25 protein-coding genes, 1 tRNA gene and 3 pseudogenes are annotated in these 26497 nt (G+C 64.8%); 24 read left to right on the top strand and 5 right to left on the bottom strand.

Features of this window, described 5'->3' with window-relative positions; all coding sequences use genetic code 11:
* Window positions 1-337 precede the first annotated feature (337 nt).
* The 18 genes and pseudogenes from AR540_RS00210 (at window position 338) to AR540_RS00130 (ending at window position 15339) form a co-directional block, all read left to right on the top strand.
* The gene (locus AR540_RS00210; protein WP_059225854.1) at window positions 338-1279 is read left to right on the top strand and encodes a LysR family transcriptional regulator; all 942 of its coding nucleotides are present in this window, start codon (window positions 338-340) and stop codon (window positions 1277-1279) included.
* A complete protein-coding gene (locus tag AR540_RS00205; RefSeq protein WP_059225853.1) occupies window positions 1276-1512 on the top strand; it encodes an EexN family lipoprotein in 237 nt (78 codons plus the stop codon). Before AR540_RS00210 ends, AR540_RS00205 begins: the two co-directional genes overlap by 4 nt.
* A gap of 227 nt (window positions 1513-1739) precedes the next feature.
* The gene (locus AR540_RS00200) at window positions 1740-3740 is read left to right on the top strand and encodes a conjugal transfer protein TraG (RefSeq protein WP_059225852.1); all 2001 of its coding nucleotides are present in this window, start codon (window positions 1740-1742) and stop codon (window positions 3738-3740) included.
* Window positions 3737-4213 (top strand): ribbon-helix-helix protein, CopG family, encoded by a 477-nt coding sequence (locus tag AR540_RS00195; protein ID WP_059225851.1) that lies wholly within the window; start codon window positions 3737-3739, stop codon window positions 4211-4213. The genes AR540_RS00200 and AR540_RS00195 overlap by 4 nt, the downstream gene beginning before the upstream one ends.
* Window positions 4210-5280 carry a P-type conjugative transfer ATPase TrbB gene (trbB, locus tag AR540_RS00190; protein WP_059225850.1) on the top strand — a complete coding sequence of 357 codons (1071 nt, stop codon included), beginning with the start codon at window positions 4210-4212 and terminating at the stop codon, window positions 5278-5280. The genes AR540_RS00195 and trbB overlap by 4 nt, the downstream gene beginning before the upstream one ends.
* A complete protein-coding gene (locus tag AR540_RS00185; protein WP_059225849.1) occupies window positions 5277-5660 on the top strand; it encodes a TrbC/VirB2 family protein in 384 nt (127 codons plus the stop codon). Before trbB ends, AR540_RS00185 begins: the two co-directional genes overlap by 4 nt.
* Entirely contained in the window at window positions 5657-5941 is a 285-nt protein-coding gene (locus tag AR540_RS00180) for a VirB3 family type IV secretion system protein (RefSeq protein WP_059225848.1), read from the top strand. The genes AR540_RS00185 and AR540_RS00180 overlap by 4 nt, the downstream gene beginning before the upstream one ends.
* A gap of 12 nt (window positions 5942-5953) precedes the next feature.
* The gene (gene trbE / locus AR540_RS00175; RefSeq protein ID WP_059225847.1) at window positions 5954-8404 is read left to right on the top strand and encodes a conjugal transfer protein TrbE; all 2451 of its coding nucleotides are present in this window, start codon (window positions 5954-5956) and stop codon (window positions 8402-8404) included.
* Window positions 8401-9138, top strand: coding sequence for a P-type conjugative transfer protein TrbJ (gene trbJ, locus AR540_RS00170; protein WP_059225846.1), 738 nt, complete (start codon window positions 8401-8403; stop codon window positions 9136-9138). Before trbE ends, trbJ begins: the two co-directional genes overlap by 4 nt.
* Before the next feature lie 10 nt (window positions 9139-9148).
* Window positions 9149-9450: pseudogene (locus AR540_RS25895) on the top strand (hypothetical protein).
* Entirely contained in the window at window positions 9447-10808 is a 1362-nt protein-coding gene (gene trbL, locus AR540_RS00165; RefSeq protein WP_059225845.1) for a P-type conjugative transfer protein TrbL, read from the top strand. The pseudogene AR540_RS25895 and the gene trbL overlap by 4 nt, the downstream one beginning before the upstream one ends.
* A gap of 24 nt (window positions 10809-10832) precedes the next feature.
* Window positions 10833-11534, top strand: a complete 702-nt coding sequence (gene trbF, locus AR540_RS00160) for a conjugal transfer protein TrbF (RefSeq protein WP_059225844.1) — start codon at window positions 10833-10835, stop codon at window positions 11532-11534.
* On the top strand, window positions 11531-12523 hold the full coding sequence (trbG, locus tag AR540_RS00155; RefSeq protein WP_059225843.1) for a P-type conjugative transfer protein TrbG: 993 nt from the start codon (window positions 11531-11533) through the stop codon (window positions 12521-12523). Before trbF ends, trbG begins: the two co-directional genes overlap by 4 nt.
* Before the next feature lie 2 nt (window positions 12524-12525).
* Entirely contained in the window at window positions 12526-13800 is a 1275-nt protein-coding gene (locus AR540_RS00150; RefSeq protein ID WP_059225842.1) for a TrbI/VirB10 family protein, read from the top strand.
* The gene (locus tag AR540_RS00145) at window positions 13797-14015 is read left to right on the top strand and encodes a DUF2274 domain-containing protein (protein WP_059225841.1); all 219 of its coding nucleotides are present in this window, start codon (window positions 13797-13799) and stop codon (window positions 14013-14015) included. Before AR540_RS00150 ends, AR540_RS00145 begins: the two co-directional genes overlap by 4 nt.
* A 96-nt stretch (window positions 14016-14111) precedes the next feature.
* Window positions 14112-14579 (top strand): helix-turn-helix domain-containing protein, encoded by a 468-nt coding sequence (locus tag AR540_RS00140; RefSeq protein WP_059225840.1) that lies wholly within the window; start codon window positions 14112-14114, stop codon window positions 14577-14579.
* Complete coding sequence (locus AR540_RS00135) at window positions 14576-15151, top strand: PIN domain-containing protein (RefSeq protein ID WP_059225839.1); 576 nt, start codon at window positions 14576-14578, stop codon at window positions 15149-15151. The genes AR540_RS00140 and AR540_RS00135 overlap by 4 nt, the downstream gene beginning before the upstream one ends.
* Window positions 15152-15262: 111 nt before the next feature.
* Window positions 15263-15339 (top strand) — tRNA-Ile (locus tag AR540_RS00130).
* 270 nt (window positions 15340-15609) lie between these two features.
* Here the strand turns inward: AR540_RS00130 and AR540_RS00125 are convergent.
* Window positions 15610-17388 (bottom strand): UvrD-helicase domain-containing protein, encoded by a 1779-nt coding sequence (locus tag AR540_RS00125; RefSeq protein WP_059225838.1) that lies wholly within the window; start codon window positions 17386-17388, stop codon window positions 15610-15612.
* Window positions 17388-18140 (bottom strand): hypothetical protein, encoded by a 753-nt coding sequence (locus AR540_RS00120; RefSeq protein WP_153014133.1) that lies wholly within the window; start codon window positions 18138-18140, stop codon window positions 17388-17390. The genes AR540_RS00125 and AR540_RS00120 overlap by 1 nt, the downstream gene beginning before the upstream one ends.
* Window positions 18141-18210: 70 nt before the next feature.
* On the opposite strand from AR540_RS00120, the pseudogene AR540_RS24430 reads away from it, so the two are divergent.
* Window positions 18211-18465 (top strand): annotated as a pseudogene (locus AR540_RS24430) (transposase); the annotation flags it as partial.
* Here the strand turns inward: AR540_RS24430 and AR540_RS24425 are convergent.
* From AR540_RS24425 to AR540_RS00110, 3 genes and pseudogenes are all read right to left on the bottom strand, one after another.
* A pseudogene (locus AR540_RS24425) lies at window positions 18450-18704 on the bottom strand (transposase); the annotation flags it as partial. The pseudogenes AR540_RS24430 and AR540_RS24425 sit on opposite strands and share 16 nt — an antisense overlap.
* A gap of 131 nt (window positions 18705-18835) precedes the next feature.
* On the bottom strand, window positions 18836-19840 hold the full coding sequence (locus AR540_RS00115; protein WP_059225836.1) for a YrzE family protein: 1005 nt from the start codon (window positions 19838-19840) through the stop codon (window positions 18836-18838).
* Between the two features lie 229 nt (window positions 19841-20069).
* Window positions 20070-21419, bottom strand: coding sequence for an Nramp family divalent metal transporter (locus AR540_RS00110; RefSeq protein WP_059225835.1), 1350 nt, complete (start codon window positions 21417-21419; stop codon window positions 20070-20072).
* Window positions 21420-21633: 214 nt separating this feature from the next.
* On the opposite strand from AR540_RS00110, the gene mntR reads away from it, so the two are divergent.
* The 5 genes from mntR to AR540_RS00085 all read left to right on the top strand — a co-directional run bounded on the left by mntR (window position 21634) and on the right by AR540_RS00085 (window position 26464).
* On the top strand, window positions 21634-22083 hold the full coding sequence (gene mntR, locus AR540_RS00105; RefSeq protein WP_059225834.1) for a manganese-binding transcriptional regulator MntR: 450 nt from the start codon (window positions 21634-21636) through the stop codon (window positions 22081-22083).
* 103 nt (window positions 22084-22186) lie between these two features.
* Window positions 22187-23500 carry a methyl-accepting chemotaxis protein gene (locus tag AR540_RS00100; RefSeq protein ID WP_059225833.1) on the top strand — a complete coding sequence of 438 codons (1314 nt, stop codon included), beginning with the start codon at window positions 22187-22189 and terminating at the stop codon, window positions 23498-23500.
* 251 nt (window positions 23501-23751) lie between these two features.
* The gene (locus AR540_RS00095; RefSeq protein WP_059225832.1) at window positions 23752-24597 is read left to right on the top strand and encodes a sugar phosphate isomerase/epimerase family protein; all 846 of its coding nucleotides are present in this window, start codon (window positions 23752-23754) and stop codon (window positions 24595-24597) included.
* Between the two features lie 10 nt (window positions 24598-24607).
* Window positions 24608-25642, top strand: coding sequence for an isopenicillin N synthase family dioxygenase (locus AR540_RS00090; protein WP_059225831.1), 1035 nt, complete (start codon window positions 24608-24610; stop codon window positions 25640-25642).
* 27 nt (window positions 25643-25669) lie between these two features.
* Entirely contained in the window at window positions 25670-26464 is a 795-nt protein-coding gene (locus AR540_RS00085; protein ID WP_059225830.1) for an ABC transporter substrate-binding protein, read from the top strand.
* The last annotated feature ends 33 nt before the right edge of the window (window positions 26465-26497 follow it).

The raw sequence follows: 26497 nt of genomic DNA, 5'->3' as shown, positions 1-26497 counted from the left end.
CCATAGGACTGACGCCGTCAGAAGATCCTCGCGCCAACTTGTTCTCCATCTTGCTGAGAGCCGATTGACGTCCAGTCCTATAGAAATCAAGGAAGTTTATTCCCCTGCGATAATAGGTGAAACTACCCAGGTGCATACGCAATCCTACTTGGCAAACTACGGATTGGGCGACTACTTTGAGAAATAGGTATCTGGTTTAGTTGCCGAATTCATAGTAAGGCTTAAGTCCTCTGTCGATTCGATATGGGCCGCGCAGCATAATGGCCGAAACCGAGCATCGGTTTGAGCGAGCTAACTAGATGTCAAGGTCTAAATTCGGGAAAGATGAGATTGAGAAATGGAACTTCGTCACCTGCGTTGTTTTCTCGCCGTTGCCGAAGAGTTGCATTTCGCCCGCGCCGCCGAACGCCTGCACATCGATCAGTCGCCGTTGTCGCGCACGATCAAGGAATTAGAAGAGGACCTGGGCGCGCCGTTATTTGTACGCACCACACGCAGCACGCGGCTGACCCGGGCGGGCAAGCTGTTCCTGGAGCACGTGCCGCGCATCTTTGCAGCCCTGGAGCAGGCCCGTGCGAGCGTGCGCGCGGCGGCGGCTGGCTACCAAGAGCAGTTGCGGGTAGCGCTCTCCGATGGCATCACGCCTGCACGTTTATCGGCGCTGATGGCGCTGTGCCGACAGGAAGACCCCGAGGTGGCGATCCGCTTCGAGGAGGTGCCACTGGCTCAGCAGATCAAGGGGCTGCACGAAGACCTGTACGACGTGGGCTTCGCACAGTCCGCCGAGGTGGGGGATGGCATCCTGGCCGAGCCAGCCTGGCACGACCCGCTATGGGTCGCGATCCCCGCGCGCCATCCCTTGCTCGCCTATGCGCGGATTCCGCTGGAAGAGTTGCGCCACTATCCACTGGTGATGGGCGACGCCAGCGTTTACGAGGGCTACAACAGCCAGATCGAGCGGCTGTTGCGCGCCGGGGATGTGGAGCCGCTGGTATCCGACCGCGTGCTGTCCTTCGACCTGATGATGGCGTTGGTATCGGCAGGCTTTGCCCTGGCGCTGGTAGGTGCCTCGCAGTTGGCCGCTACCCGCGAACCCGGCATCGTCGGCCGGCCGCTGGCAGGTCGGGCGCCGACGCTCACCACCTATCTACTGCGCCGGGAGGCGGATGCCTCGGATGCCCTGACCCGGTTCATCGACCGCGTGGCCTCCCTCGCCCTAGAGGACGAGTACAGTGCGGCCGATGATCGTCTTACTCTGGAAATGGAGGATGAGCCATGACTGCAGTTCGCCGATTTGCCTTGGCCGTGTTGGCCGCCTCACTGTCCGCCTGCGGGCCCGCGCAGCCGGACGATACGGTGGCCTCGCTCACCGCCGATCCCGCGCGCCTCAAGGAGGTGCGCCGGCTATGCCGCGAGGAGCGCGAAAAGGTCTCCGACGCGCTGTGCAGCCGCGCTGCCGAGGCCACCAATCGCCGCTTCCTCGGTGACCGACCGGAGCAACACAGCCAGTAGCCATCATCTGCGCCAAACGCTTTTTCCCGATCATCCCGACACGCCGCAGCGCGCTCGCGCCTGCGGCGTTTTCTTTGTCTTCGCCCCAATGGAAGTCTGACTTTTTCGGCCTTAATCCGGGCCATAACGGCCTTTGACCGTCTTCCGCGATGGCTTCGATCCTCGCCGACGCGGCACGCCTGTGTGCCGTTTCCAGCGAGGAATAGTACAGACATCGGGAGCCGGCCATGCAAGCTCAGGGCGTGTTGTTCGGGCAGATTGCCACCGTCTTCGGCATCGTGATCGCCGGGGTGTGGGGTGCCACACAATGGACAGCCGCCGCTCTGGGCTACCAACTACGCCTGGGCTCGCCTTGGTTCAATTGTTTCGGCACGCCGGTCTATCACCCCTGGCGGCTGTTCGAGTGGTGGTTCTTCTACGATGCCTATGCGCCGCGTGTCTTCGACACCGGGGGCGCCATCGCGGGCGGCAGCGGTTTGGTGGCCGTGGTGGTCGCTATTGCCATGTCGATCTGGCGCTCGCGGCAGGCCAAGCGGGTCACGACCTACGGCTCGGCGCGCTGGGCCGATGCCCGCGACATCCGCAAGGCCGGGCTGACCCGGCCGGCCGGTGTCTTCCTCGGCCAGCATGACGGCCAGTACCTGCGGCACGAAGGCCCGGAACACGTCCTGACGTTCGCGCCCACCCGCTCGGGCAAGGGCGTCGGCTTGGTCGTTCCCACCCTGTTGAGCTGGCCAGCATCCGTCGTCGTCCACGACATCAAGGGCGAGAACTGGCAGATCACCGCAGGCTGGCGCAGCCGCTTCAGCCACTGCCTGCTGTTCAACCCGACCGATGCCAAGTCCGCGGCTTACAACCCGCTGCTGGAGGTGCGGCGTGGGGCGCACGAGGTGCGCGACGTGCAGAACATCGCGGACATCCTGGTCGATCCCGAAGGCGCGCTCGAACGCAGGAACCATTGGGAGAAAACGTCGCACGCACTGCTGGTCGGCGCCATCCTCCACGTGCTCTACGCGGGTGAGGACAAGACGCTGCGCGGCGTCGCCAAATTCCTGTCCGATCCGGCCAGCCCGTTCGAGCTGACCCTGCATCGGATGATGACCACGAAGCACCTGGGCGACGCACCGCACCCGGTGGTCGCGTCCGCTGCCCGCGAGGTACTGAACAAGTCGGACAACGAGCGTTCCGGTGTGTTGAGCACCGCCATGTCGTTTCTCGGCCTTTACCGCGATCCGACGGTAGCCGACGTCACGTCGCGTTGCGACTGGCGCATCGCCGACCTCATTTCCACCGAACACCCCGTATCGCTGTACCTGGTGGTGCCGCCGTCGGACATTTCGCGGACCAAACCGCTCATTCGCCTGATCCTCAACCAGATCGGCCGGCGCCTGACGGAATCGCTCGATGGCGCCGATGGCATCGAGCGCCGCCACAAGCTGTTGCTGATGCTCGATGAGTTCCCCGCGCTGGGGCGCCTGGATTTCTTCGAGTCAGCCCTTGCCTTCATGGCGGGCTACGGCATCCGCAGCTTCCTCATTGCGCAGTCGCTCAACCAGATCGACAAGGCGTATGGACAGAACCATTCCATCCTCGACAACTGCCACGTCCGCGTGACGTTTGCCACCAACGACGAACGTACCGCCAAACGGATCTCCGAAACGCTGGGCACCGCCACCGAACTGCGCGCCCAGCGCAACTACGCGGGCCATCGCCTCGCGCCCTGGCTCGGGCACCTCATGGTGTCGCGCCAGGAGACGGCCCGCCCGCTGCTGACGCCGGGCGAAGTCATGCAGCTGCCGACCGACGAAGCCGTGGTGATGGTGTCCAGCGTGGCACCGATCAAGGCGAAGAAGCTGCGCTATTACGCCGACGCCAACTTCAAGAGCCGCGTCTTGCCGCCACCCGCGCTCGCGGCGGGGCCGTATGCCGACGCGCCGCCCTCGCGCCCGGATGACTGGAGCGGCCTGGCGATTCCAGCCGTGCCAGTGGCCCCGGGGGGGCTGGCCAGTGACGGCGCAGGCACCACCGATGACGGCGGTCCGCGCCGTCAGCCCGAGCTTGCTGAAACCGTCGCCTACGACCCCGCGCTGGCCACACCTGCGGCCGACCTCGGGTTGCTCGATGACGACGATGACGTGCCGCTCCTCCTTCCGCGCCAGTTCGATCCAGCCATGCAAAGCACGGCCCGGCTGGCTTCCCTCGACCCCAACGACGGCATCGAGCTATGAGCCAATACCGCCTGAATCTTTTTATCCAACCCGAACACGCCAAGCGGCTGGACGAGCTAGCCGCCAAGAAAGGCGTCTCGAAATCCAGCATCGTGGCCGCCGCCCTGACGTCCTGGCTGTCGCCGGACGCAGGCGATCAACGCGAGGCCGCCATTGCCAGGCGCCTTGACCACCTGGCGCGCCAGACCGAACGCCTGGCGCGCGACCAGAACATCCAGATCGAAACGCTGGCGCTGTTCATTCGCTACTTCCTCACTGTCACCACGCCGGTTCCAGAGGCCCATCAAGAGGCGGCCCGCGCGCAGGGCAAAGCCCGCTTCGAGCAGTTCGTTGAACAGTTGGGTCGCCACCTACTGCGCGGACGCAGCCTGGTGCGCGACGTGGTGGAGGAACTGCACCCCGACCCTATGCGAATGGATGATGCGGCGGCGCTGGCCCAAGCCCAGGAACGTGCTGCGGAGCGTGCCCCATGAGCGCCGTGCCCTCGTTCCCGTCCACACCGCGTTCGCCGGCCTCGACTTCGTTGGATCGCCGCATCCAGATGCTGCGCACGGCAATGGGGCCCGTCATCGCCGCCGCGCTGGCCGACCCGGACGTGGTGGAAATCATGCTCAACCCCGACCGCACCCTCTGGGTGGATCGCCTGTCTTCTGGCCGGTCGCCCATGGGCGTGGAGCTGGCCGAGTCGGATGGCGAACGCATCATCCGGCTGGTCGCGGCCCACGTGGGCGCGGAGGTGCATCGAGGGCGACCCCTGCTAACGGCGGAGCTACCGGAGACAGGGGAACGCTTCGAAGGCATCTTGCCCCCTGCTGCACCCGGGCCGGCCTTTGCCCTGCGCAAGCGCGCCGTAGGGGTGATTCCCCTGTCGCGTTACATCGCCGACGGCATGATGACCGCCGCCCAGGCGGACCTGCTGGTGCGCGCCGTGCGCGATCGCCAGAACATCCTGATCGCCGGCGGCACCAGCACGGGCAAGACCACGCTGGCCAACGCGCTACTGGCCGAGATCGCCGCTACCGGCGACCGCGTGCTGGTGCTCGAAGATACGGTAGAGCTGCAATGCGTCGCCCGGGACCATGTGCCGCTGCGCACGCGGCAAGGCGTGGTGTCGATGACCGAGCTGGTGCGCTCGTCCATGCGCCTACGGCCGGACCGTGTGGTCGTTGGCGAAGTGCGTGGCGCCGAGGCCCTGGACCTCATCAAGGTCTGGGGTACCGGACACCCGGGCGGCATCGCCACCATCCATGCCGGCTCTGCCCTGGGCGCCTTGTTACGGCTGGAACAACTCATCCTCGAAGTCGCGGTGAACCCACCCCGCGCGTTGATCGCCGAGGCGGTCAACGTGGTGATCCACATCGCCGGGCGCGGGCGCAAACGCCGCATCGAGAGCATCGCCCGTGTCGTCGGCTTCGACGGTACGGGCTATCACCTGGCGGATGCGCTGGAGACGCCATTTCCTGAGCTGCCGCCAATTCCCGATGCCGCCCCCACTGCGGCGATCTCCTCGTCTATCCCCTCACCTGGAGAACTGCCATGACGCAGACGATCTTTCCTGCATCCTGCTTTTCTGCAATCCCGGCTTTGCACGCTGGGCGGAGACGTGGCCTGGCTTGGCCTGCGGCGCAAGGGCTACTGCTGGCGGCGCTGTTGCTAATCCTGACCGGCACCGCCCAGGCTGCGGGTTCCTCGATGCCTTGGGAAGGCCCCCTGCAGTCGATCCTGGAGTCGATTCAGGGACCAGTCGCTCGCATCGTCGCGGTCATCATCATCATTTCCACCGGGCTCGCGCTCGCCTTCGGTGACACCTCGGGCGGCTTTCGCAAGCTGATCCAGATCGTGTTCGGTCTGTCCATCGCCTTCGCCGCCTCCTCGTTCTTCCTGTCCTTCTTTTCGTTCTCCGGCGGGGCCGTCGTATGAGTGCCGTCGATGAAGGTATGCCGGGTTTCGCGCCCGGCTTCGAGGTGCCACTGCATCGCTCGCTGACCGAGCCGATTCTCCTCGGCGGCGCACCGCGCACCGTGGCGATTGCCAACGGCACGCTGGCTGCGGCCGTCGGGCTTGGCCTGCAACTCTGGATTCCCGGCGTGACGCTCTGGCTTGTCGGCCATTCGCTGGCGGTATGGGGCGCGCGCCTTGATCCGCAGTTCATGCAGGTCTTTGCGCGCCACATCAAGTACCGCCCCCTGCTGGACGTGTGAGGGGAGGCCACGATGCTGAATCTCACCGAGTACCGCCAGCGCCCTGCGTTGCTGGCCGACTGGCTGCCCTGGGCCGGGCTGGTCGCACTAGGCGTCGTCTTGAACAAGGACGGTAGTTTCCAACGAACCGCACGCTTTCGTGGGCCTGACCTCGACAGCGCCACCCAGGGCGAGCTGATCGCTACGACGGCGCGGTTGAACAATGCGCTACGCCGGATGGGCTCGGGCTGGGCGTTCTTCGTCGACGCCGAGCGCCAGTCGGCAGCGGATTACCCGCATTCCGACTTCCCCGAACCGCTGTCGTGGCTGGTGGATGAGGAGCGCCGTGCGGCCTTCGAGGAATCGGGCAACCACTTCGAGAGCAGCTACCACCTGACGCTGGTGTATCTGCCACCGGAAGAATCCCGTGCCCGTGCCGCCAAGATGCTCTACGAGCACACGCCTAAACATGGCGTGGACTGGCGCGAGCGACTGCACGCCTTCGTCGCAGAGACGGATCGCCTCTTCGACTTGCTCGACGGCGTGATGCCGGAGCTTGCTTGGCTGGATGACGCTCAGACGCTGACCTACCTGCACGCCACCATCTCGACACGGCGCTATCGCGTGGGTGTGCCCGAAGTACCGTTCTACCTCGACGCACTGCTGGCCGACTCGCCGCTGGTCGGTGGCCTGGCGCCCATGCTGGGCGACCAGCACCTGCGCGTGGCGACGGTGCGCGGTTTCCCGACCTCGACGTGGCCGGGAATTCTGGACGACCTCAACCGCCTCGGCTTTGCCTACCGTTGGAGTACGCGTTTCCTGTGCCTCGACAAAACCGAGGCGGAGCGGGAGCTAAGGCGCTTGCGTCGCCAGTGGTTCGCCAAGCGTAAAAACGTGATCGCCCTGCTGCGCGAAACCATCTTCCAGCAAGAAAGCCCACTGGTCGATAGTGACGCCCACAACAAGGCCGCTGATGCCGATGCCGCCTTGCAGGAGCTGGGCAGCGATCAAGTCGCCTTCGGCTTCATGACGGCAACGGTCACCGTCATGGACGCGGACGCCGGCGCCGCCGACGAGAAGCTGCGCAGGGTGGAACGAGTCATCCAGGGTCGGGGGTTTGTCACCATCCCCGAAACGCTCAACGCCGTGGAAGCCTGGCTGTCGTCGATTCCGGGCAATGCCTACGCCAATGTGCGTCAGCCCATCATCTCGACACTGAACCTGGCGCACCTTATCCCGGTGTCGGCGGTATGGGCTGGCCCCGAGCGCAATGCCCACCTCGACGGCCCGCCGCTGATCGTCACGCGCACCGATGGCGCGACGCCGTTCCGGCTGGTGACGCACATCGGCGACGTGGGCCACACGCTGGTCGCGGGGCCTACCGGCATGGGCAAGTCGGTCTTGCTCGCCACCTTGGCGATGCAGTTCCGCCGCTATGCCGGCTCGCGCATCTTCGCCTTCGATATGGGGCGTTCGATGCGCGCCACTATCCTCGGCCTGGGCGGCGAACACTACGACCTCGGCGCCGAGGGCGGCATCGCCTTCCAGCCGCTCGCGCGTATCGACCGCGAAGGCAACCGCCCCTGGGCGGCCGAATGGGTGGAAGGCCGGCTGCTGCACGAGGGCGTCACCGTCGGCCCGGACGAGAAGGCCGCCATCTGGTCAGCGCTGGGTAGCCTCGCCGGAGCGCCGGTGGAGCAGCGCACCATGACCGGCTTGTCGGTGCTGCTGCAATCGAACGCCCTGCGCCAAGCCCTGTCGCCCTATGTGCTGGGTGGTGCCCACGGCAAGCTGCTGGACGCCGACCATGACCGGCTGGGCATGGCCGACGTGCAGTGCTTCGAGATGGAAGAGCTGATGCACAGCAAGGCCGCCGTCCTGGCCGTACTGCATTACCTCTTTGCCCGTTTCGACGAGCGCTTCGACGGGGCGCCCACGCTGCTGATTCTCGATGAAGCCTGGCTGTTCTTGGATGACCCGGTATTTGCCGCGCGCATCCGGCAGTGGCTCAAGACGCTGCGCAAGAAAAACGTGTCGGTGATCTTCGCCACGCAGTCGCTCGCGGACATCAAGGAATCGAGCATCGCGCCCGCGATCATCGAAAGCTGCGCCAGCCGCATCTTTCTGCCCAATCCACAGGCGACCGAACCGCAGATTCGCACGATCTACGAGGGCTTCGGGCTCAACAGCCGGCAAATCGAAATCGTCGCCACCGCGCAGCCCAAGCGCGACTACTACTACCAATCCCGCCTCGGCAATCGCCTGTTCGATCTCGACCTGGGTCCGGTGGCGCTGGCCTTCGCAGGTGCTTCCACGCCGCGAGACCAACGCGACATAGACCGCGTGCTGTTGGAAACCGGCACGCCCGGTTTCGCCGGCGCCTGGCTGCGCCAGCGCGGCCTCGATTGGGCCGCCGATCTGCTGCCGTCCTCCCCGGCGGCGGCTGCTTTCCTCGCTACTCAACCGCTGGAGGTTTCGCCATGAAGATTCGCGTGCTTTCCGCAACGCTCGTCGCCGTGCTGTCGGTGTCTTGGGCCGTCCCGCAGCCCGCATTGGCCTTCACCGTCATCGACCCCGCCAACTTGGTGCAGAACACGCTGACCGCCATTCGCACACTGGAGCAGATCAACAACCAGATCCGCCAGTTGCAGAACGAAGCGCAGATGTTGACGAACCAGGCGCGCAACCTGGAAAAGCTGGATTTCAACGTCGTCAACCGGCTGCGCTCGACGCTCGCCACCACCGACCGCCTTATCGCTGAGGCGCGCGGGCTTGCCTACGACGTGCAGTCCATGGACCAGGAGTTCGCGCGACTGTACCCGGAGCAGTACGCCGCTACGGTTAGCGGCAACCAGATGTATCGCGATGCACGCGAGCACTGGCAGAACACGCTGGACGGCCTGCACACCGCCATGCGCATGCAGGCCCAGGTCTCGCAGAACCTCACCCAAGACGAAAGTGCACTGGCCGACCTCGTGAGCCAGAGCCAGTCGGCCACGGGGGCCTTACAGGCCATGCAGGCGACGAACCAGCTTCTCGCCTTGCAGGCCAAGCAGTCCATCCAGGCGCAGCAACTCCAACTCACCCAGGACCGGGCGGCCTCGTTGGAACTGGCACGGCAGGCAGCGGCAGTCGAGCGCGGCCGCGAGGTGCAGCGGCGCTTCCTGGGTAGCGGTACAGCCTATACGCCGTATCCGGTGGACTTCTACAGCTACTGAGGAGGCGACCATGCGCTCTGCATTCCTCCTGTGGCCCCTGCTGCTAGCCGCCTGCAGCCTGTCATTCGAGCCGCAGCAGAACGAGCCTCTTGCCGCTGCCCTAGCGGCCGATCCAGCGCGGCTCCAAGCGCTGCGGGCGCGATGCGCCACCGATTGGCAAGCAACCGGCGAGTACGCCTGCCGCGCGGCGGCCGAGGCATTCCAACAACGCTTCTTCGCCGGACAGACCGGGCCGGACGAGTACCGATCCCTGGCCGATCTACGCCAATCCCGGCGAGCTTTGATGAGCCGACGGCAGAGGATGCGCGATGAACGACTTGACCATCATCGATCGCTTCCTCGACACCTTCGCGCGTTACATCGACTCCGGCTTTGGCCTGCTGCGGGGTGAGGTGGCGTACCTGACCGCCACACTGGTGGTGATCGACATGACCCTCGTCGGCCTGTATTGGGCGATGAGCCATGCCACTGGCCAAGGTGAGGAAGTGCTCGCCAAGCTGCTGCGCAAAACCCTCTACGTCGGTGCCTTCGCCTACATCCTCAACAACTTCAACTGGCTGGCCGGGATCGTGTTCCGCTCTTTCGCCGGCCTGGGGCTTCAAGCCAGCGGTTCGACCCTGACGATGGAGAACTTCCTGCAGCCTGGTCGCCTGGCCAAGGTCGGTGTAGACGCGGCCGCGCCGATCTTGGACCAGCTCAAAGAGTTGGTGGGATTCCCGGAGGTGTTCATCAACATCACGCCGGTGGTGGTGATGCTGCTGGCTTGGTTGGTCGTGGTGCTGAGCTTCTTCGTACTGGCGATCCAACTGTTCATCACGTTGATCGAGTTCAAGCTGACCACGCTCGCCGGATTCGTATTGGTGCCGTTCGCGCTCTGGAACAAGACCGCGTTCTTGGCGGAGAAGGTCCTGGGCAACGTGGTGTCGACGGGCGTCAAGGTGCTGGTGCTCGCCGTGATCGTCGGCATCGGCTCGGGCCTGTTCGCCGAGTTCCAGGTACATCCCGACGAGCCCTCCATCGACCATGCGCTGGTCCTGATGCTGGCCTCACTCGCCTTGCTGGCGCTCGGCATCTACGGGCCAGGCATCGCGACCGGCCTGGTGTCCGGCGCGCCGCAACTTGGCGCAGGCGCGATGGCGGGTGCTGCGGTAGGCGCCGTCGGCACGGGCGTTGTCATCGGCGCTGCCGCAACCGGCGTGGGCAGTGCCGTCATGGCCGGGGCGCGCCTGGCCCCGGCCGCCGCCAGGCTGGCCGGCTCTGGTGCGCGTACCGCCACCGCGGCGGCCAGCAGTGCGAAGTCGGCGTTTCAGGCCGGTTCCAGCGCGGCTGGCGGCGGTGCAAAGGGCGCGATGGCAGGCGTGGGCAACGTCGCCAAGACCGGCGTGCAGTCCGCCGGACGCGCCGCCGCATCCCGTGCGTCCGCTGCCGGACAACGGATGGCCGCTCCGTTCCTTGCTGGCTGGAACGGCTCGGCGGACGACGCGAGCGCCTCAACGGGCCACGCCCCCCACGGAGACGCCGCACAGCAGCCAGGCCAACCCGCCTGGGCAAAGCGGCTGCATCGCCGCCAGCAACTCACCCATGCCGCCACCACCGCCGCGCACACGCTGCGCGGTGGCGACGGTGGCGGCTCGGGGCAAGGCCCGAGCCTGCGTGGCTCTGACGACTGAAGCGATTCACAAGGAGAACTAACCATGCGATTCAAAAGACCGCGGGTGCGCTATGCCGACACACCACAGCCTGCCACCCCTTACCAAGCGGCCAGCCAGGTGTGGGACGACCGTATCGGCTCCTCACGCGTGCAAGCGAAGCATTGGCGGTTGATGGCGTTCGGCTGTCTGCTGCTGACCCTGCTGATGAGCGGTGCCTACGTCTGGCGCTCCGGGCAATCGATCGTCACGCCCTATGTCGTCGAAGTGGACAGGGAGAAGGTGCGCGCCGTGGGCGAAGCCATCACCCCATACAAACCCACCGATGCGCAGATCGCCTATCACCTCGCGCGCTTCGTCACGCTGGTGCGCTCACTGTCCGTCGATCCCGTTGTCGTGCGCCAGAACTGGCTCGATGCCTACGACTACACGACCGACAAAGGCGCAGCGCTGCTCAATGAGTATGCCCGTGCCCACGACCCGTTTTCGCGCATTGGCAAAGAGTCGGTGACGGTGCAGATCACCAGCGTGACCCGTGCCAGCGACACGTCTTTCAACGTGCGCTGGACGGAACAACGGTTCGTCAATGGCGCCTCCGCTGGCACCGAGCGCTGGACCGCCGTGCTTACCACCGTCCTGCAGCCCCCACGTACAGAACAGCGCCTGCGCAAGAACCCGCTGGGTATCTACATCAATGGCCTGTCGTGGAGCCGCGAACTGGATGCTGTCGAAGGAGCCAAGCCGTGAACCTACCTATCCGTTGTTGCGCTTTGTCGTTGATCCTGCTGACCCTTGCAGGCTGCGCCTCACAGGGCAAGTCGCCACCGTCCATCTCGCTCGATGAGCCGGTGCAGGCGCAGCCGCTGCCCGAACCGCCCAAGCCGGTCGAGGTGGTGGAGGTACCCAAGGTGCTGCCGATGCCGGCGCCGATGAAGCCACTGCCGGAGCCGGAGGACACCAAGTCAGCACCGGAGCCGCTCGATGAGACAGTGCGTGTCTCGCGCGCCAATGCCGAGGCACGCGTCGCGCCCACGCGCGAAGGCTACGTCAACGCGATTCAGGTGTGGCCTTTCAGCGATGGCGCGCTGTATCAGGTCTATGCGGCCGTTGGCCGCGTGACCCTGATTTCCCTGCAGCCGGGCGAGGAACTGGTGACGGTGGCCGCCGGCGATACCGTGCGCTGGATCGTGGGCGACACGTCCAGCGGCAGCGGCGCCGACCTGCGCGTGAACGTGCTGGTCAAGCCGATTCGCTCGGGCCTCAAGACCAATCTCGTCATCACCACCAGTCGCAGGACGTACCTGCTGGAGCTGACTTCCACAGACAAGACGTGGATGGCATCGGTGTCCTGGGAATACCCGCGCGACCGAATGCTGGCCTTGCAGCGCCAGGCGCAGGCGGCCAATGCCGCCGCGCCGGTCGATACCGGGCTGGCGTTGGAGAATCTGCGCTTCCGCTATGCGATCAGCGGCAGCAATCCGCCGTGGAAACCACTGCGCGTCTTCGACGACGGCCAGAAGGTCTATATCCAGTTCCCCGGCGGCATCGCCCAAGGCGAGCTGCCGCCCCTGTTTGTGATCGGGCCAGAAGGCGACGGGCAACTGGTGAATTACCGCTTCCGCTCGCCGTACTACGTCGTGGATCGGCTGTTCGGCGCCGCCGAACTGCGCCTGGGAGGTGATAAGGGCGACGTGGTACGGATCGAGCGCACCGATGGCGTGGCACGGAGGAACTGACCATGGGCCAGGACGATACTCGCGACCGCACGGCGCCGCAGGCGACGGACAAGCTGGCGCCCGAGGCGGTGGCGCTCCGCGCCCAGCCGCGCCCGGTCACGCGCCTAAACCGGCGCACGCTGGCTATCCTCACTGGCGGCCTGTCGGTCGGCGTGCTCGGCGCGCTGATGTGGTCCCTGCAACCGCAACGGCACGGTGCTGGCGAACAGACCGAGCTATACAACGTGGATCGCGTGTCGAAGTCCGAAGGGCTTAATGCGCTGCCGTCGGACTACACCAAGCTGCCGCCCACAGTGCCGGAGTTGGGGCCGCCATTGCCGGGCGATCTTGGCCCGGCCATCGTGAAGTCGCAGCAGCCGGCGGCGACGGCCACCTACGAGCCCCCCGGCCATGACCCCAACGACGAGCTACGCAAAGAAGCCGAATCGGCGGCGGCCTCACCGGTGTTCTTCCGCTCAGGTTCGCAGAAGGCCGCGTCCGTGCCACAGTCGCAGATCGCGCCCGCGCCTGGCCTCGCTGCCCAGGCGGGATTCGACCCGATGGCCGCGGGCCCGGCGTCGACAGCGGCTCAGCCTGCCGATCCGACCGCCTTACAGAACCGGCAAGACCAGAAAGAGGCGTTCCAGAAAGCCGGCTCTACGGAGACCCGCAATTCCGGCGATCTAGCGCTACCAACGTCGCCCTATCAGGTAATGGCCGGCACGGTGATTGCCGGTGCGCTGGTGACCGGCATCAAGTCCGATCTTCCGGGCGACGTGATCGCGACGGTGACGGAACCGGTCTACGACACCGCCACCGGCCACTTCCTGCTGATCCCGCAGGGTTCGCGCATCCTGGGCAAGTACAACAGCCAGATCGCCTATGGCCAGAGTCGTGTGCAGGTGGTGTGGAACCGGATCATCCTGCCCGACACCTCCTCGCTCACGCTCGACAACCTCGCCGGCACCGACCCGGGCGGCTATGCGGGCCTGGAGGACGACGTGGACTACCACTGGGGCCGCGTCTTCGCTGGCGCGGCGCTGACGACACTGCTGGGCGTCGGCGCTGAGCTGGCCGCGCCGGAGAACCGGCAAGGCGGCGATCGCATCGTCATCGCCGGGCGCGACGGCTTGCAGGACAGCGTGAACCAGGTCGGGCAAGAGATGACCCGCCGCAACATGAACATCCAGCCCACCCTGACGGAGCGGCCCGGCCTGCCGGTTCGTATCATCGTCAATCGGGACCTGGTGCTGCGTCCGTATCAACCACTCTTCTTCAACCGGGGGACTTCGCGATGAGCACGACCAAGAAGCTGCGGCTGGGGCCACTGCCCAAGACCGAAAGCGTCAAGCTGACATTCATGTGTCCAGCCGGCCTGAAGGCCGACCTCGACCGCTACGCAGCGTTGCACGCCGAGACCTACGGCGAAGCAGTCGATGCCGTGACGCTGATCCCGCACATGCTGGAAGCCTTCATGGCGGGAGACCGTAGCTTTAGACGGGCTGCAAGATGATGGAGCCAGGGGCATTGGTCAGGGCGCGTTTCGATTGTTTCGTTTTTCGTTTATTCCGATTAGACTGGCTGCGACGTTATTGCCCAGGAGCCGACCATGACCGCCGCCGCCCAATTCAAGATGAGCTTGCCCGCCGAAGGCGAGGTGAAGGCCGCCGTGCAGGGGCAGCGGGCCCTGGCGGCCTACTTGGCGACCCAATTCGAGACGCAGCACATTCAGATCTTCGATGACCAGCAGCAGGCGCACCAGGTGGAGTTGCCCACCTCGGCGCTACGCTTGCTGGTGGATATCCTGGCCGAACTGGCCGATGGCAATGCCGTCAAGGTGGTGCCTGTCCATGCGGAACTGACGACCCAAGAGGGGGCCGATCTACTCAACGTCTCTCGGCCTCATTTCGTCAAGCTGCTCGAAGAGGGGGCGCTGCCTTTCCAGCGGACCGGCAAGCACCGCAGAGTACGTTTTGCCGATCTGATGCGGTACAAGGAAGCGCGCGAACGTGCCAGCGAGGAGGCCATGGCTGAACTTGCCCGGCAGTCGCAGGAGTTGCAGATGGGGTACGAATGAGGCATTCCCCCTTCACCGCCGTCTACGACGCATGCGTTCTCTATCCTGCGCCATTGCGGGATTTCCTCATGTGGCTGGGACTGTCCGGTCGATTCCGCGCCCGATGGAGCCAGACCATCCACGACGAATGGAAACGGAACCTGCTGGCCAACCGGCCCGACCTGACCCAGGCGCAGGTTGACCGCACGTCCGAGCTGATGGACCGTGCCATCCCGGACGGCCTGGTGGAGGGGTTCGAGTCGCTCATACCGGGTCTGAACCTGCCTGACCCGGACGACTGCCATGTCCTGGCCGCGGCGATTCGCTGCGGCGCCAGCGTGATCGTGACCTTCAACGAACGGGATTTTCCCGCCGAGTTGCTGGCTCCCTACGGCATCGAATCGCAGCATCCCGATGAGTTCGTAGACAACCTGCTGGATCTGGATACCGCGGCTGTCGTGTCTGCGGCGCAGCGTCAGCGGGCCCAGTTGAAGAGCCCTGCGATCGAGGTGGACGCCTACCTGGACATCTTGTTGCGCCAAGGTCTGGTCCAGACGGTCAAGGTGCTTGCTGCTTACGGCTCCATTCTCTGAGTGCCCAACGCGGGCCGTCAGCGTACCGCTGTGGCAACGGCTTTTTTTGATCCGAATGAAGACCTTAGCGGTTTGTTGAGGCGTTAGCGGTGTGCGACAATGGTCAGGTGTGGGCCCTTAGCTCAGTTGGTTAGAGCGCGCGACTCATAATCGCTCGGTCCCCGGTTCGAGCCCGGGAGGGCCCACCACTTCTCCACTCCCATCTTGATCGCGCCTGCCAGACGACTTGCACGGCGCGGTGAATCTGTCGGGTCTGTCTCAAGGCTGCTTGGCAGCTCATTACGGTCGCACGCTGACGTCGGCCGCGAGACTGAAAACGCCCCGATGCTGCCGTTCGTACCTCTAAGGCACCTCCCCAATAGCATGCCGTTGGCTGACTTTTGAGCCAATCACCTCGCTGGCGCGAGGTCTGGTACCGTAGGGACTAAACCGCTCTTGCGATAGCTGCGCCGCCCTCACTACCCGTTGTAATCGAATTTACAGCGAACCAGAACCTCGGTGGGCTCGTAGCTCCGATGTCTTCCGCGTGAGCGACCGGCCTCCGAGATGAGATGCAAGTGCTTTCGAGCGCGCGAGGCCAAGACATACAGCAGCTTGCTGGCTGAGACATCACCGTCGGATTCGCTGAAGTGGGGCACCATGCCCTGGAGAAGACCAAATGCGATGACCACGTCAAACTCCGCGCCCTTGACCCCGTGAATCGTCGACACGGTAATCCCAGTCCGTTCACGGAACACCTTCTTGAAGAACGACAGATCGGTGATGTAGCCGGCGCCGGATTTCTGCAGCTTCTCCAGCCGCGCCAGGGAACTCGCAAAGAATGCCTCACGATGCTCTACCAGAGCGGGGAAAGCACGCAGCTCGATTCCCAGGCGAGTGAGCAACGCGACGAACGCCTGGTCCAGATAAGCCAAGCCGTCTGTTTCGGTAATGGCGAGGGAGTTGGACTCCCGCAGCAGCGATCTCTGCGTAATCCTCGCCGTGTCGACGCCAAAATCTCGCAGGTCGGCAATGACGTCCCTGGCCCATCGCATGCGTCGCACCAGCATCTGGGGCGACGACTCCGTCAGCAATATCTTGGAGAGCTTGAACCAAAAGTTGTCGGTATCATTACTGAACGGCACCAATCCCGGACCGTCGAACTGCTGCTCAGGGAGCATCGCCACAAGTTTGCGGGTGGTCGATGCCAGCAAGATCCACCACGGCGCCAGCACGCAAATCTCTTCGGGCGCATGTCCTTCCGCCAAGTTCTTTTGAATGAGCCTGACCAGTTCATCGTGAAGGTCTTCGTGCGCAATGAGTCGGTTGTAAGAGACTTGGCTCGGAAAGCCGATCATCTTCCCGGCGCCCTCAATATCCGTGGCGTGCACATTGAAGTTGGAGAAGTGCCCGATGATTCTTGCGCTTGAGCGGTAGTTCAAACGCAACGCCATCTCCTGAATGGGGATGCCCGTGAGCGCGCGAAAATCCGACACCGAAATGGCATAACCGCCAAGCGAGCCGTAGATCGCTTGGTTGGGATCTCCCACGATGAACGCCTTGGTGCGGCCGGCACCTGCCCGCAGGATAGCCCCCACCAAGTTGTATTGGATCCGCTTCGTATCCTGGTACTCATCGACGAGGACATAGGAGAAGACTTGGGAGAGTAGCACCGCGATATCCGGCCGATTTCGGATCAGCACCTGGGAGTACCAGAGGATCAACTCGAAATCGATTCGTCTCGCGTCCGCCAGTTCTCGAAAGTAGGCCGCCAGCACCTTGTGGATCGTGTCGTGCTTCCACGTGTCGGCACACCCCAGCCGGTAACTGTCTTCTTCGAAGTAATAGTCGCAGTCATACAAGGTCACGCCGCGGTACGGTTCGCAAAGCCGCTCAAGCATCTTCTCTCGGTCGTGCCGATCCAACACCGTGTACCCGCGTGCCAGTTCCGGGACGTAGATTCCGTAAGGCTTGATGATCCATTCGAGACAGAACGCATGGATCGTCCCGATCCACAGGGCAGTGGTGTCAACACCAAGGGCCTCGATGCGCTCCTGAATCTCGTCAGCGGCCCGGTGCGTATACGTGATGGCTGCGACGATGCGCTTGTCCGTACGTCGGGACAGCTCATAAGCAATTTTGTAGGTCAGCGTGCGTGTCTTCCCGCTGCCCGGACAGGCGACAAGAAAAACGCTCGACGGTTCCTCGACGGCAGCCGCTTGTTCGGGGTTAAGCTCGGTGGCATCCCAGACGAACATCAGTTCATACCGGCCAGGAACGCATGGACCACATCACCTGGCAACGCTGCTACAGTTGCCGCTCGCAGCGCGGGCAAATCGATCTCCTGCTCACGGAACCGCTCCAGCTCCAAAGCAAACGCGCTCAGACGCGCATGCGAAGCGACATCTATGCGCCACAGGCAACTGATCCGGTATTGGAGAATTCGAATAATCAGCGGGCGCGAAAACGAGCCGTGCGCGAACAGCACCGCTTCTCGGATGTATGGCGGCACCACGAGCTGGTGATCCAGAGTTTGGGCGACTAAGACCGCGAACCATCCCTTGCCTTCCTGCTCGGCCATCGTCAGGGTGCGAAAGCCACTCTGATGAAGGAGGCCAGAGCGAAGCTCGGTCGTTGCCTGCGTGATCGTCGCTGGCGCCTTGTAGACTTTATCGACGGTACGCACGATCACTTCATGGTTGCCCGCCCCAACAAAATCCACCTCGAATGTATGCGTTGCGTAGAAGCTACGCACCCAAACGTTGCCAGCTCCAAATGCGTCCAGATCGATCTTTCGATGCGCTCCGGCCGTTTGTGATCCGATCGCCTTGCGCTTTCTGGCAGCCCAGGCGTCGCTGTCCGCCAGATTCGGCGTGGTGTCGAAGAACACTGTGTCCATGTCTGTGACGATCGCGCACCTCTTTCTGATCCGGATGTCGTGGAACAGAACCGCGACGTTTTTGAACCCGGTGCTACGGATGTTGATGACACTGAGCCCCAACTCGTCCACGCTCAGACCTAGGCTCTGTACGAAAAATCCGAGCGAGTAGAATTGGCACCATGAGGGGCTGGAGGGCCGCATGGCAAAGCGTTACGAACTCCCGGATGAAGCGTGGGAGCTGATTGCAGATGTTGTTTCGCCTGAGCAGAAGAGGGGGCGGCCACGCAGTGATGACCGGCTGATGCTCAATGGCATCTTCTGGATCCTGTGTTCAGGTGCTGCCTGGCGCGACCTGCCAGAGCGGTTCGGCCCCTGGTCGACGGTGTATCAGCGGTTTCGTGACTGGCGAGATGACGGCACCTTTGATCGAGTTCTCGAGCGCCTACGTAGGCGCTCGAGAACTCGATCAAAGGTGCCGTCATCTCGCCAGTCACGAAACCGCTGATACACCGTCGACCAGGGGCCGAACCGCTCTGGCAGGTCGCGCCAGGCAGCACCTGAACACAGGATCCAGAAGATGCCATTGAGCATCAGCCGGTCATCACTGCGTGGCCGCCCCCTCTTCTGCTCAGGCGAAACAACATCTGCAATCAGCTCCCACGCTTCATCCGGGAGTTCGTAACGCTTTGCCATGCGGCCCTCCAGCCCCTCATGGTGCCAATTCTACTCGCTCGGATTTTTCGTACAGAGCCTAAGAAACGACGATGCCCGAGCCTTCCGGTTCGGGCATCGCCTCGATCGTTCAGCGCGGCTGAAACGCTCGGTTAGACGGCGACCACCTTGTTGGCCGGCTGGGTGCGGCGACCCAGGGCACCGCCGATGGCACCGACGACGCCACCGATCACCAGGCTGATCAGCAGCACCCAGCTGGCCTGGGAGACCTTGCGGGCAGCCACGTCGGCCGCTTCACGGGCCTTCTGCTCGGCCTGGGCCTTGAGTTCCTGATACTTGGCGTAGGCCTGCTGGTAGGTCTGCTGGGCCTTGTCGACGATGGCGTTGGCCTCGGCGTCGCTCTTGCCGGTACGGGCCTTGATCAGGTTCACCAGGGCCTGACGGTCGGCGGCGTTCCAGGCCTGGTCGCCACGCTGCTTGAGGCGATCCAGCAGGGCGGTCAGTTGGTCATCGGTCTGCTGCGGGTCATTGGCACTGTTCTCGGCAGTGTTCTTGGCATCCTGCTCGGCCCCCTGGGCCTGCTGCTTGAGGTTCTCCGGCTGCAGCTCGGTCTTGCCGGTCTGGCGCAGGGCGGTTTCCAACTCGTTCTGCAGATCACCCAGGTCGAGCTGGATGCCCTGCTGACGCAGTTGGTCCTGAACCTGGTTGGTCAGGGCCGGTGCCGCCTGGGAGATACCGCTGCCGATCATCGACAGGCCGCTGCCCGCCACGTTCAGGCCGGTGCGCACCACGCCGCTTACGGCGCTGGACACCAGGTAGACGCTGACCAGGGTCACGCTGGCCCAGACCAGGATACCGTGCAGCGCGCCTTCACGCTGGGCCAGGCGGCCGGCGATCCAGGCACCGACGAACACCGAGATGGCAGCGCTGATGCCGACCCAGATACCGGTGCCCTTGCCCAGGCCGGCCAGCGGATTGGCTTCCTGCTGCGGGTCGATGGACGCCGAGCCGATGGCGGTACCCAGCAGGCTGAGCAGCAGTGAAACGGTCAGGGCGATGACCACGCCAGCGATGATCGAACTCCAGGAGATGCGCTTGAGCAGCGGTGCAGTGGCGGTGGCCGCGTAGGCAGCGGTGTGACGGGTGTCGAGAGACATGGCGAGTGCTCCGGATGGTTCAGGGAAAGGACTTCTTATCGTCGTAACGAATGGATTCCGCTTCGCTGCGACAAGTTCCTAAACCCGTGCTCCAGAGCCCTCGCCCCGGCTCGACCCAGTGTGGTGTTTCAGAAGTCAACTGCACAATTTTGACGACGCTTTTTTGCCAGGCCTGGCCCGAACAAAAAAATCATCCGCCAATTCTTGTGCGAACGTCTGAAACACCACACTAGTTGCCGAACACCATATCCAGCAGCAGTTTGACGTTGAGCACCACGATCAGACCGGCCACTGCCCAGGCCAAAAGCGCCGTGATCCGGCCGATGACGAAGGAGCCCATCAGTTGGCGATCCGAGACGAAGCGCACCAGGGGAATCACCGCGAAGGGCAGTTGCATGGACAGCACCACCTGGCTCAGCACCAGCAGCCTGGCGGTGCCGCTTTCGCCATAGAGACCGGTCACCACCACCACCGGGATGACGGCGATGCCGCGGGTGATCAGCCGCCGCGCCCAATCGGGAATGCGTAGCGAGAGAAAGCCCTCCATGACGATCTGGCCGGCCAGGGTCGCAGTGACGGTGGAGTTGATCCCCGAGGCCAACAGCGCCACGGCGAACAGCAGCGAGGCGATGCCGACGCCCAGCATCGGCGACAACAGGTGGTAGGCGTCCTGGATCTCGGCCACGTCGGTGCGCCCGGCACTGTGGAACACCGCCGCCGCGGTGATGAGGATGGCGGCGTTGACGAACAGCGCCAGCATCAGCGCCAGGGTGCTGTCGGCCACCGCCCAGCGCAGGCCCATGCGCCGCCCCTCCTCGGTACGCGGATAGGCGCGGGTCTGCACGATGGAGGAATGCAGGTAGAGGTTGTGGGGCATCACCGTGGCACCGATGATGCCGATGGCCAGGTACAGCGCGGCCGGGTTGGTGATGATCTCCGCCTTGGGCAGGAAGCCGTCGAGCACCGCGGCGATGGGCGGCTGGGCCAGCGCCATCTGCACCCCGAAGCAGACGAAGATCAGCGTCAGCAGGGCGATGACGAAGGCTTCCAGCCAGCGGAAGCCGCGATTCATCAGCAGCAGGATGAGGAAGACGTCCAGCGCGGTGAGGATGGCACCCCATATCAGCGGGATGCCGAACAGCAGATTGAGGGCGATGGCGGTGCCGATCACCTCGGCCAGATCGCAGGCGATGATGGCGATCTCGCAGGCGATCCATAGCAGCAGGCTCACCGCCCGCGAATAGCGCGCGCGGCAGGCCTGGGCCAGGTCCAGCCCGGTGGCGATGCCCAGGCGCGCGGCCAGGGCCTGCAGCAGGATGGCCATCAGGTTGGAGAGCAGGATCACCGACAGCAGCAGGTAGCCGAATTGCGCGCCGCCGGCCAGGTCCGTGGCCCAGTTGCCCGGGTCCATGTAGCCCACCGAAATCATGTAGCCCGGCCCGAGGAAGGCCAGCAGCCGGCGGAACCAGGAGCCATCCTTGGGCACCGGCACGCTGGCATTCATCCGCCCCAGACTGGGTCGGGTGGGAGCGGAAGGCTCCTGCCAGGCGGGCTCGACGTAGCGGGCGGATTCTTTCATGTCTGGCTCGTGCGGCAACAGGTAACTACCCTTTGGAGAATTTAGCCTAGGCTAAAATTCACACATCCAGCAATAAAAAATCTCTATCTCGTCTCTCCATAACGCCCATTGGTAAAGGAAACTTTGGTATTCGCCCGCAACTCGGTCAAAATGGCGCCCGAACGGCCCGTCGGGTCGCACTGCTCTTGCGGAGAAGGTCATTCAGGTGGGCAACATGACTAAGGACGACGAACTGCTGAATCGGTTGGTCGATCCATCCATTCACATGGAAGGTTTTCAACAGGTCCGCGAGGCGCATCGCCAGGAGCTGATCGAAGACTACGTCGAGCTCATCTCGGACCTCATCCGTGACGGTGGCGAAGCGCGCCAGGTCGACATCGCCGCGCGCATCGGCGTGGCCCAACCGACCGTGGCCAAGATGCTCAAGCGCCTGGCCACCGCCGGCCTGATCGTGCAGCGGCCCTATCGTGGCGTCTTCCTCACCCCCGAAGGCGAGGCCCTGGCCGAAGCCAGCCGGGCGCGCCACCACGTGGTGGAGACCTTCCTGCTGAGCCTCGGCGTCGACGCCGATACCGCCCGGCGCGATGCCGAGGGCATGGAACACCACGTCAGCGAAGCCACCCTGGCCGCCTTCCGCCGCTTCATCGCCAGCCAGCAGGGCTGAACCGCCAAGACCACGGTCGGAAGTCGCTCCACTCCCCCTTAAGAAAATCCCGGCGCCGTCGAAGTAGTGGAAGTCTTACCTTTCCTTCTGTCGGTGCCCTGCCATGTTCAATCGCCACCTCAAGACCGAGCTCGCCCAACTGCGCGCCGAGGTCGCCGAATTGCATCAGTTGCACGCCGGCTTCGAAAGCCAGGCGCTCAGCCTCACCCTGGATGGTCAGGGCAACGTCGAACGCGTCAACGAACGCTTCTGCCGGGAACTGGGCTATCGCCCCGAAGCCCTCACCGGACGGCCGCTGGATGACTTCATCCCCGCTTACGTGAAGCAGTTGCCCTGCTACCGCGACCTCAAGAACGCCCTCAACCACGGCACCCAGACCAGCGGCATGTACCGCCTGCTGCGGGCCAACGGCGAAGAGGCCTGGCTCTATGCGACCTGGCAGCCGCTGCGCGATGCCCAGGGCCGTATCCACAAGACCATCTGCTACGCCCACGACCGCACCGAACAGGTGGAAACCGCCACCGAACATGAGGGCTTAATCAACGCCCTGCTACGCTCCACCGCGGTCATCGAATTCAACCTGGCCGGCGAGGTGCTCACCGCCAACGACCGCTTCCTGCAAGGCATGGGCTATTCCCTGGCGCAGATCCAGGGTAAGCACCACCGGATGTTCTGCACCAGCGAGGAAGCCCATTCCGCCGAGTACCAGGCGTTCTGGGCGCGGCTGAACCGGGGTGAATTCATCGCCAGCCGCTTCAAACGCCTCGACAGCCATGGCCGCACGGTCTGGCTGGAAGCCTCCTACAACCCGGTGCTCAATACCCGCGGCGAGCTGTACAAGGTGGTCAAGTTCGCCACCGTCATCACCGAGCAGGTCGAGCAGGAGCAGGCCGTGGCCGAGGCCGCCAAGGTGGCCTTCGACATCTCCCAGCAGACCGACGAGAGCGCCCGCCAGGGCGCCGAGGTGGTGCAGGACACCGTGGCGGTGATGCGCAAGATCGCCGAAGAGCTGCAGGTGGCCTCCAACGGCATCGAAGCCCTGGGCGAGCAGTCGCTGGTGATCAGCACCATCGTCAAGACCATCAGCGGCATCGCCGAACAGACCAACCTGCTGGCGCTCAACGCCGCCATCGAGGCCGCCCGGGCCGGCGAGCAGGGTCGTGGCTTCGCCGTGGTGGCCGACGAGGTACGCCAACTGGCTGGCCGCACCAGCAAGGCCACCGAGGAGATCGTCGGCGTGGTGCAGCAGAACCAGCAGCTGGCGCAGACCGCCGTGGCCAACATGGCGGCGAGCAAGCACCAGGCGGAACAGGGCCTGCAACTGGCCAATGCCGCCGGCAGCCGTATCACCGAGATCCAGGACGGTGCCCAGCGCGTGGTCGGCGCCGTGGGCCAGTTCGCCCGGCGGCTGAGCTGAGTCCGGCGCCCAGCGGTGGCGGCGGTTCCGCTCGCCACCGTCTTCAGTTACGAAATCTCTGAAGTAAGTTTTTGCCGCCGCCTATTCAAAGGCGATCCCGCCCCCCGCAGAATCGCCAGCGTGGTGTTCAGACGTTCGCCTGCAGTCAACGTCCGCACACCGCACCTGGCACCTAGCCGGTAGAGCTGCGGCCACTTCATCTCCTTGCAACTGCCCTCATCCGATCCCGACCCTGGGAGGCCGTTGCCCGCATGAAACTCGACCTCTTCCGCAGCCTCTGGGGCCACGCCGAGCAGCGTGAGCGCGCCTGCCGCGAAGCCCGCGGCGCCGGCTTCACCGGCATCGAGGCGCGGTTGCCGCAGACCGCCACCGAACGCCGTGAGCTGGGGGCACTGCTCGCCGGCGAGGGCCTGGACTACATCGCCATCCTCTTCACCGGCGGCGCCGTGCTGCCCGACCAGGCACTGACCCCGGCCGAGCACCTGCGCGACCTGGAGCGCCAGCTGGACGCCTCCGCCGAACTGGAACCGCGCTTCGTCAACGTGCTGGCCGGCAACGATCGCTGGTCCACCGCGCAGCAACTGGACTTCCTCGGCCAGGCCCAGGAAATCGCCCGGCGCGATGGCCACCTGTGCAGCTTCGAGACCCACCGCGCGCGTTGCCTGGCCACCCCCTGGATCACCCTGGAGATCGCGCGCCAACTGCCGGAGCTGCTGTTCACCACCGACATCAGCCACTGGGTGGTGGGCTGCGAACGGCTGTTGGACGATCCCGCCGACGACCTGGGCGACTTCGTCAGCCGCGTCCATCACATCCAGGCCCGGGTCGGCTACGACCAGGGTCCCCAGGTACCCCACCCCGCCGCGCCGGAATACGCCCGCGAGCTGGCCTTCCACCAGCGCCACTGGGAAGCGGTCTGGCGGAGCCAGCGCGAGCGCGGCTATCCGCTCACCACCCTCACCCCCGAATTCGGTCCAGACGGCTACACCTTCCGCCTGCCCTTCACCGGCATGCCCATCGCCGATCTCTGGGACCTCAACCGCTGGATGGCCGACACCCAGCGCGACCTCTTCCAGCGCTTTCTCCACCACGCCTAAGGAGCCCGCCATGCCAGACGTCCAAGACGCCGCCTTCCAGACCATCCCCGTGGTGGACATCGCCGGCCTGTTCAGCCCTGACCTGGCCGAGCGTCAGGCCGTCGCCGCCGAACTGGGCCAGGCCGCCCGCGAGGTGGGCTTTCTCTACATCCGCAACCACGGCCTCGACCCGGCGCTGATCCACGGCCTGCGCCAGGCGGCGCGGGACTACTTCGCCCAGCCGCTGGCGGCCAAGATGGACCACTACATCGGCAGTTCGGCCTCGCACAAAGGCTTCGTGCCCGAAGGCGAGGAGATCTATGGCACCGGCAAGCCCGATCACAAGGAAGCCTTCGACGTCGGCTTCGAGGTGGCGGCGGACGATCCCCTGGTACTGGCCGGCACCCCGCTGCTGGGCCCCAACGCCTGGCCGACCCTGCCGGGCTTCCGCCAGCGGGTCCAGGCCTACTACGCGGCGGCCTTCGCCCTCGGCCGCCAGCTGTTCCGCGGCTTCGCCCTGGCGCTGGACCTGCCGGAAGATACCTTCGACCCCCTGGTCAGCCGGCCACCGTCCAAGCTGCGGCTGATCCACTACCCCTTCGACGCCAGCGCCGAGGATGCCCCCGGCATCGGCGCCCACACCGACTACGAGTGCTTCACCATCCTGCTGGCCGACCAGCCGGGCCTGGAGGTGATGAACGAAGCCGGCCAGTGGATCGACGCCCCGCCGCTGGACGGCGCCCTGGTGGTGAACATCGGCGACATGCTGGAGGTGATGACCGCCGGCGCCTTCGTCGCCACCGCGCACCGGGTGCGCAAGGTCAAGGCCGAGCGCTACTCCTTCCCGCTGTTCTATGCCTGCGACTACCACACCCGCATCGCGCCGCTACCCCGGTTCGCCGCGGGGGCCGAGGGCTACGAGGCCCTGGCCATCGGCGAGCACATGTGGAGCCAGGCGCTGCAGACCTACCGCTACCTGCGCGCCAAGGTCGCCGCCGGCGAGCTGGCCCTGCCGGAGCACGCGCGCAAGACGTCCAGTTTCGGCCATTTGAAAAACCACGCCTGACCATAACGACAACCCCCGGAGCATCCCATGAACATCCTGCGCAAATCCCTGAGCGTCATCCTGTTGGGCAGCCTGGCCTGCGCGGCCCAGGCCGAGGTCAAGACCGTCACCCCCGGCGTGCTGAAGGTCGGCATGGACATCACCTACCCACCCTTCGAATCCTTCGACGGCGACAAGGTGGTGGGCTCCGATCCGGACTTCGCCACCGACCTGGCCAAGCAGCTGGGACTCAAGGCCGACTTCGTCAACACCGAGTTCGCCGGGCTGATCCTGGGCCTGAAGTCCAACCACTTCGACACCGTGATCTCCGGCATGTACATCACCCCGGAGCGCACCGCCCAGGCCCTCGCCATCCCCTATGCGCGGACCGGCGCGGCCATCATGACCAAGGCTGGTGGCGCCCAGGCGCCCAAGGTGCCGGAAGATCTCTGCGGCCTGAAGGTAGGCCTGCAGCGTGGCACCACCTGGGTCGCCAAGCTGCAGAAGCTTTCCGCCGACACCTGCGTGCCCCAGGGCAAGGGCGCCATCGCCGTGAGCGAGTTCCCCTCGGCGCCGGAAGCCACCCAGGCCATGCTGGCCGGCAACGTGGACGCCCAGATGGAGATCGGCGGCGCCGCCAGCCAGATCGTCGAGCGCTCCCGCGGCCGGGTGCGCATCACCTCGCCGGAACTGGTGTACAAGGAGACCCTCGGCATCTACCTGCGCAAGGACAACGAGGCCCTGAAGCAGGCCCTCGAGGACGCCTTCGCCAAGGTCCGGGCCTCCGGCGACTACGCGGCGCTGCTGAAGAAGTACAACCTGGAAGACGCCCCGGCGAACTGAGCGAGGAGCCGAGCCGCCACGGCCTCCGCCGTG

The organism is Pseudomonas sp. EpS/L25, assembly GCF_001512295.1.
Taxonomy (GTDB): domain Bacteria; phylum Pseudomonadota; class Gammaproteobacteria; order Pseudomonadales; family Pseudomonadaceae; genus Chryseomonas.
This window is presented reverse-complemented; position numbering and strand designations above follow the sequence as displayed.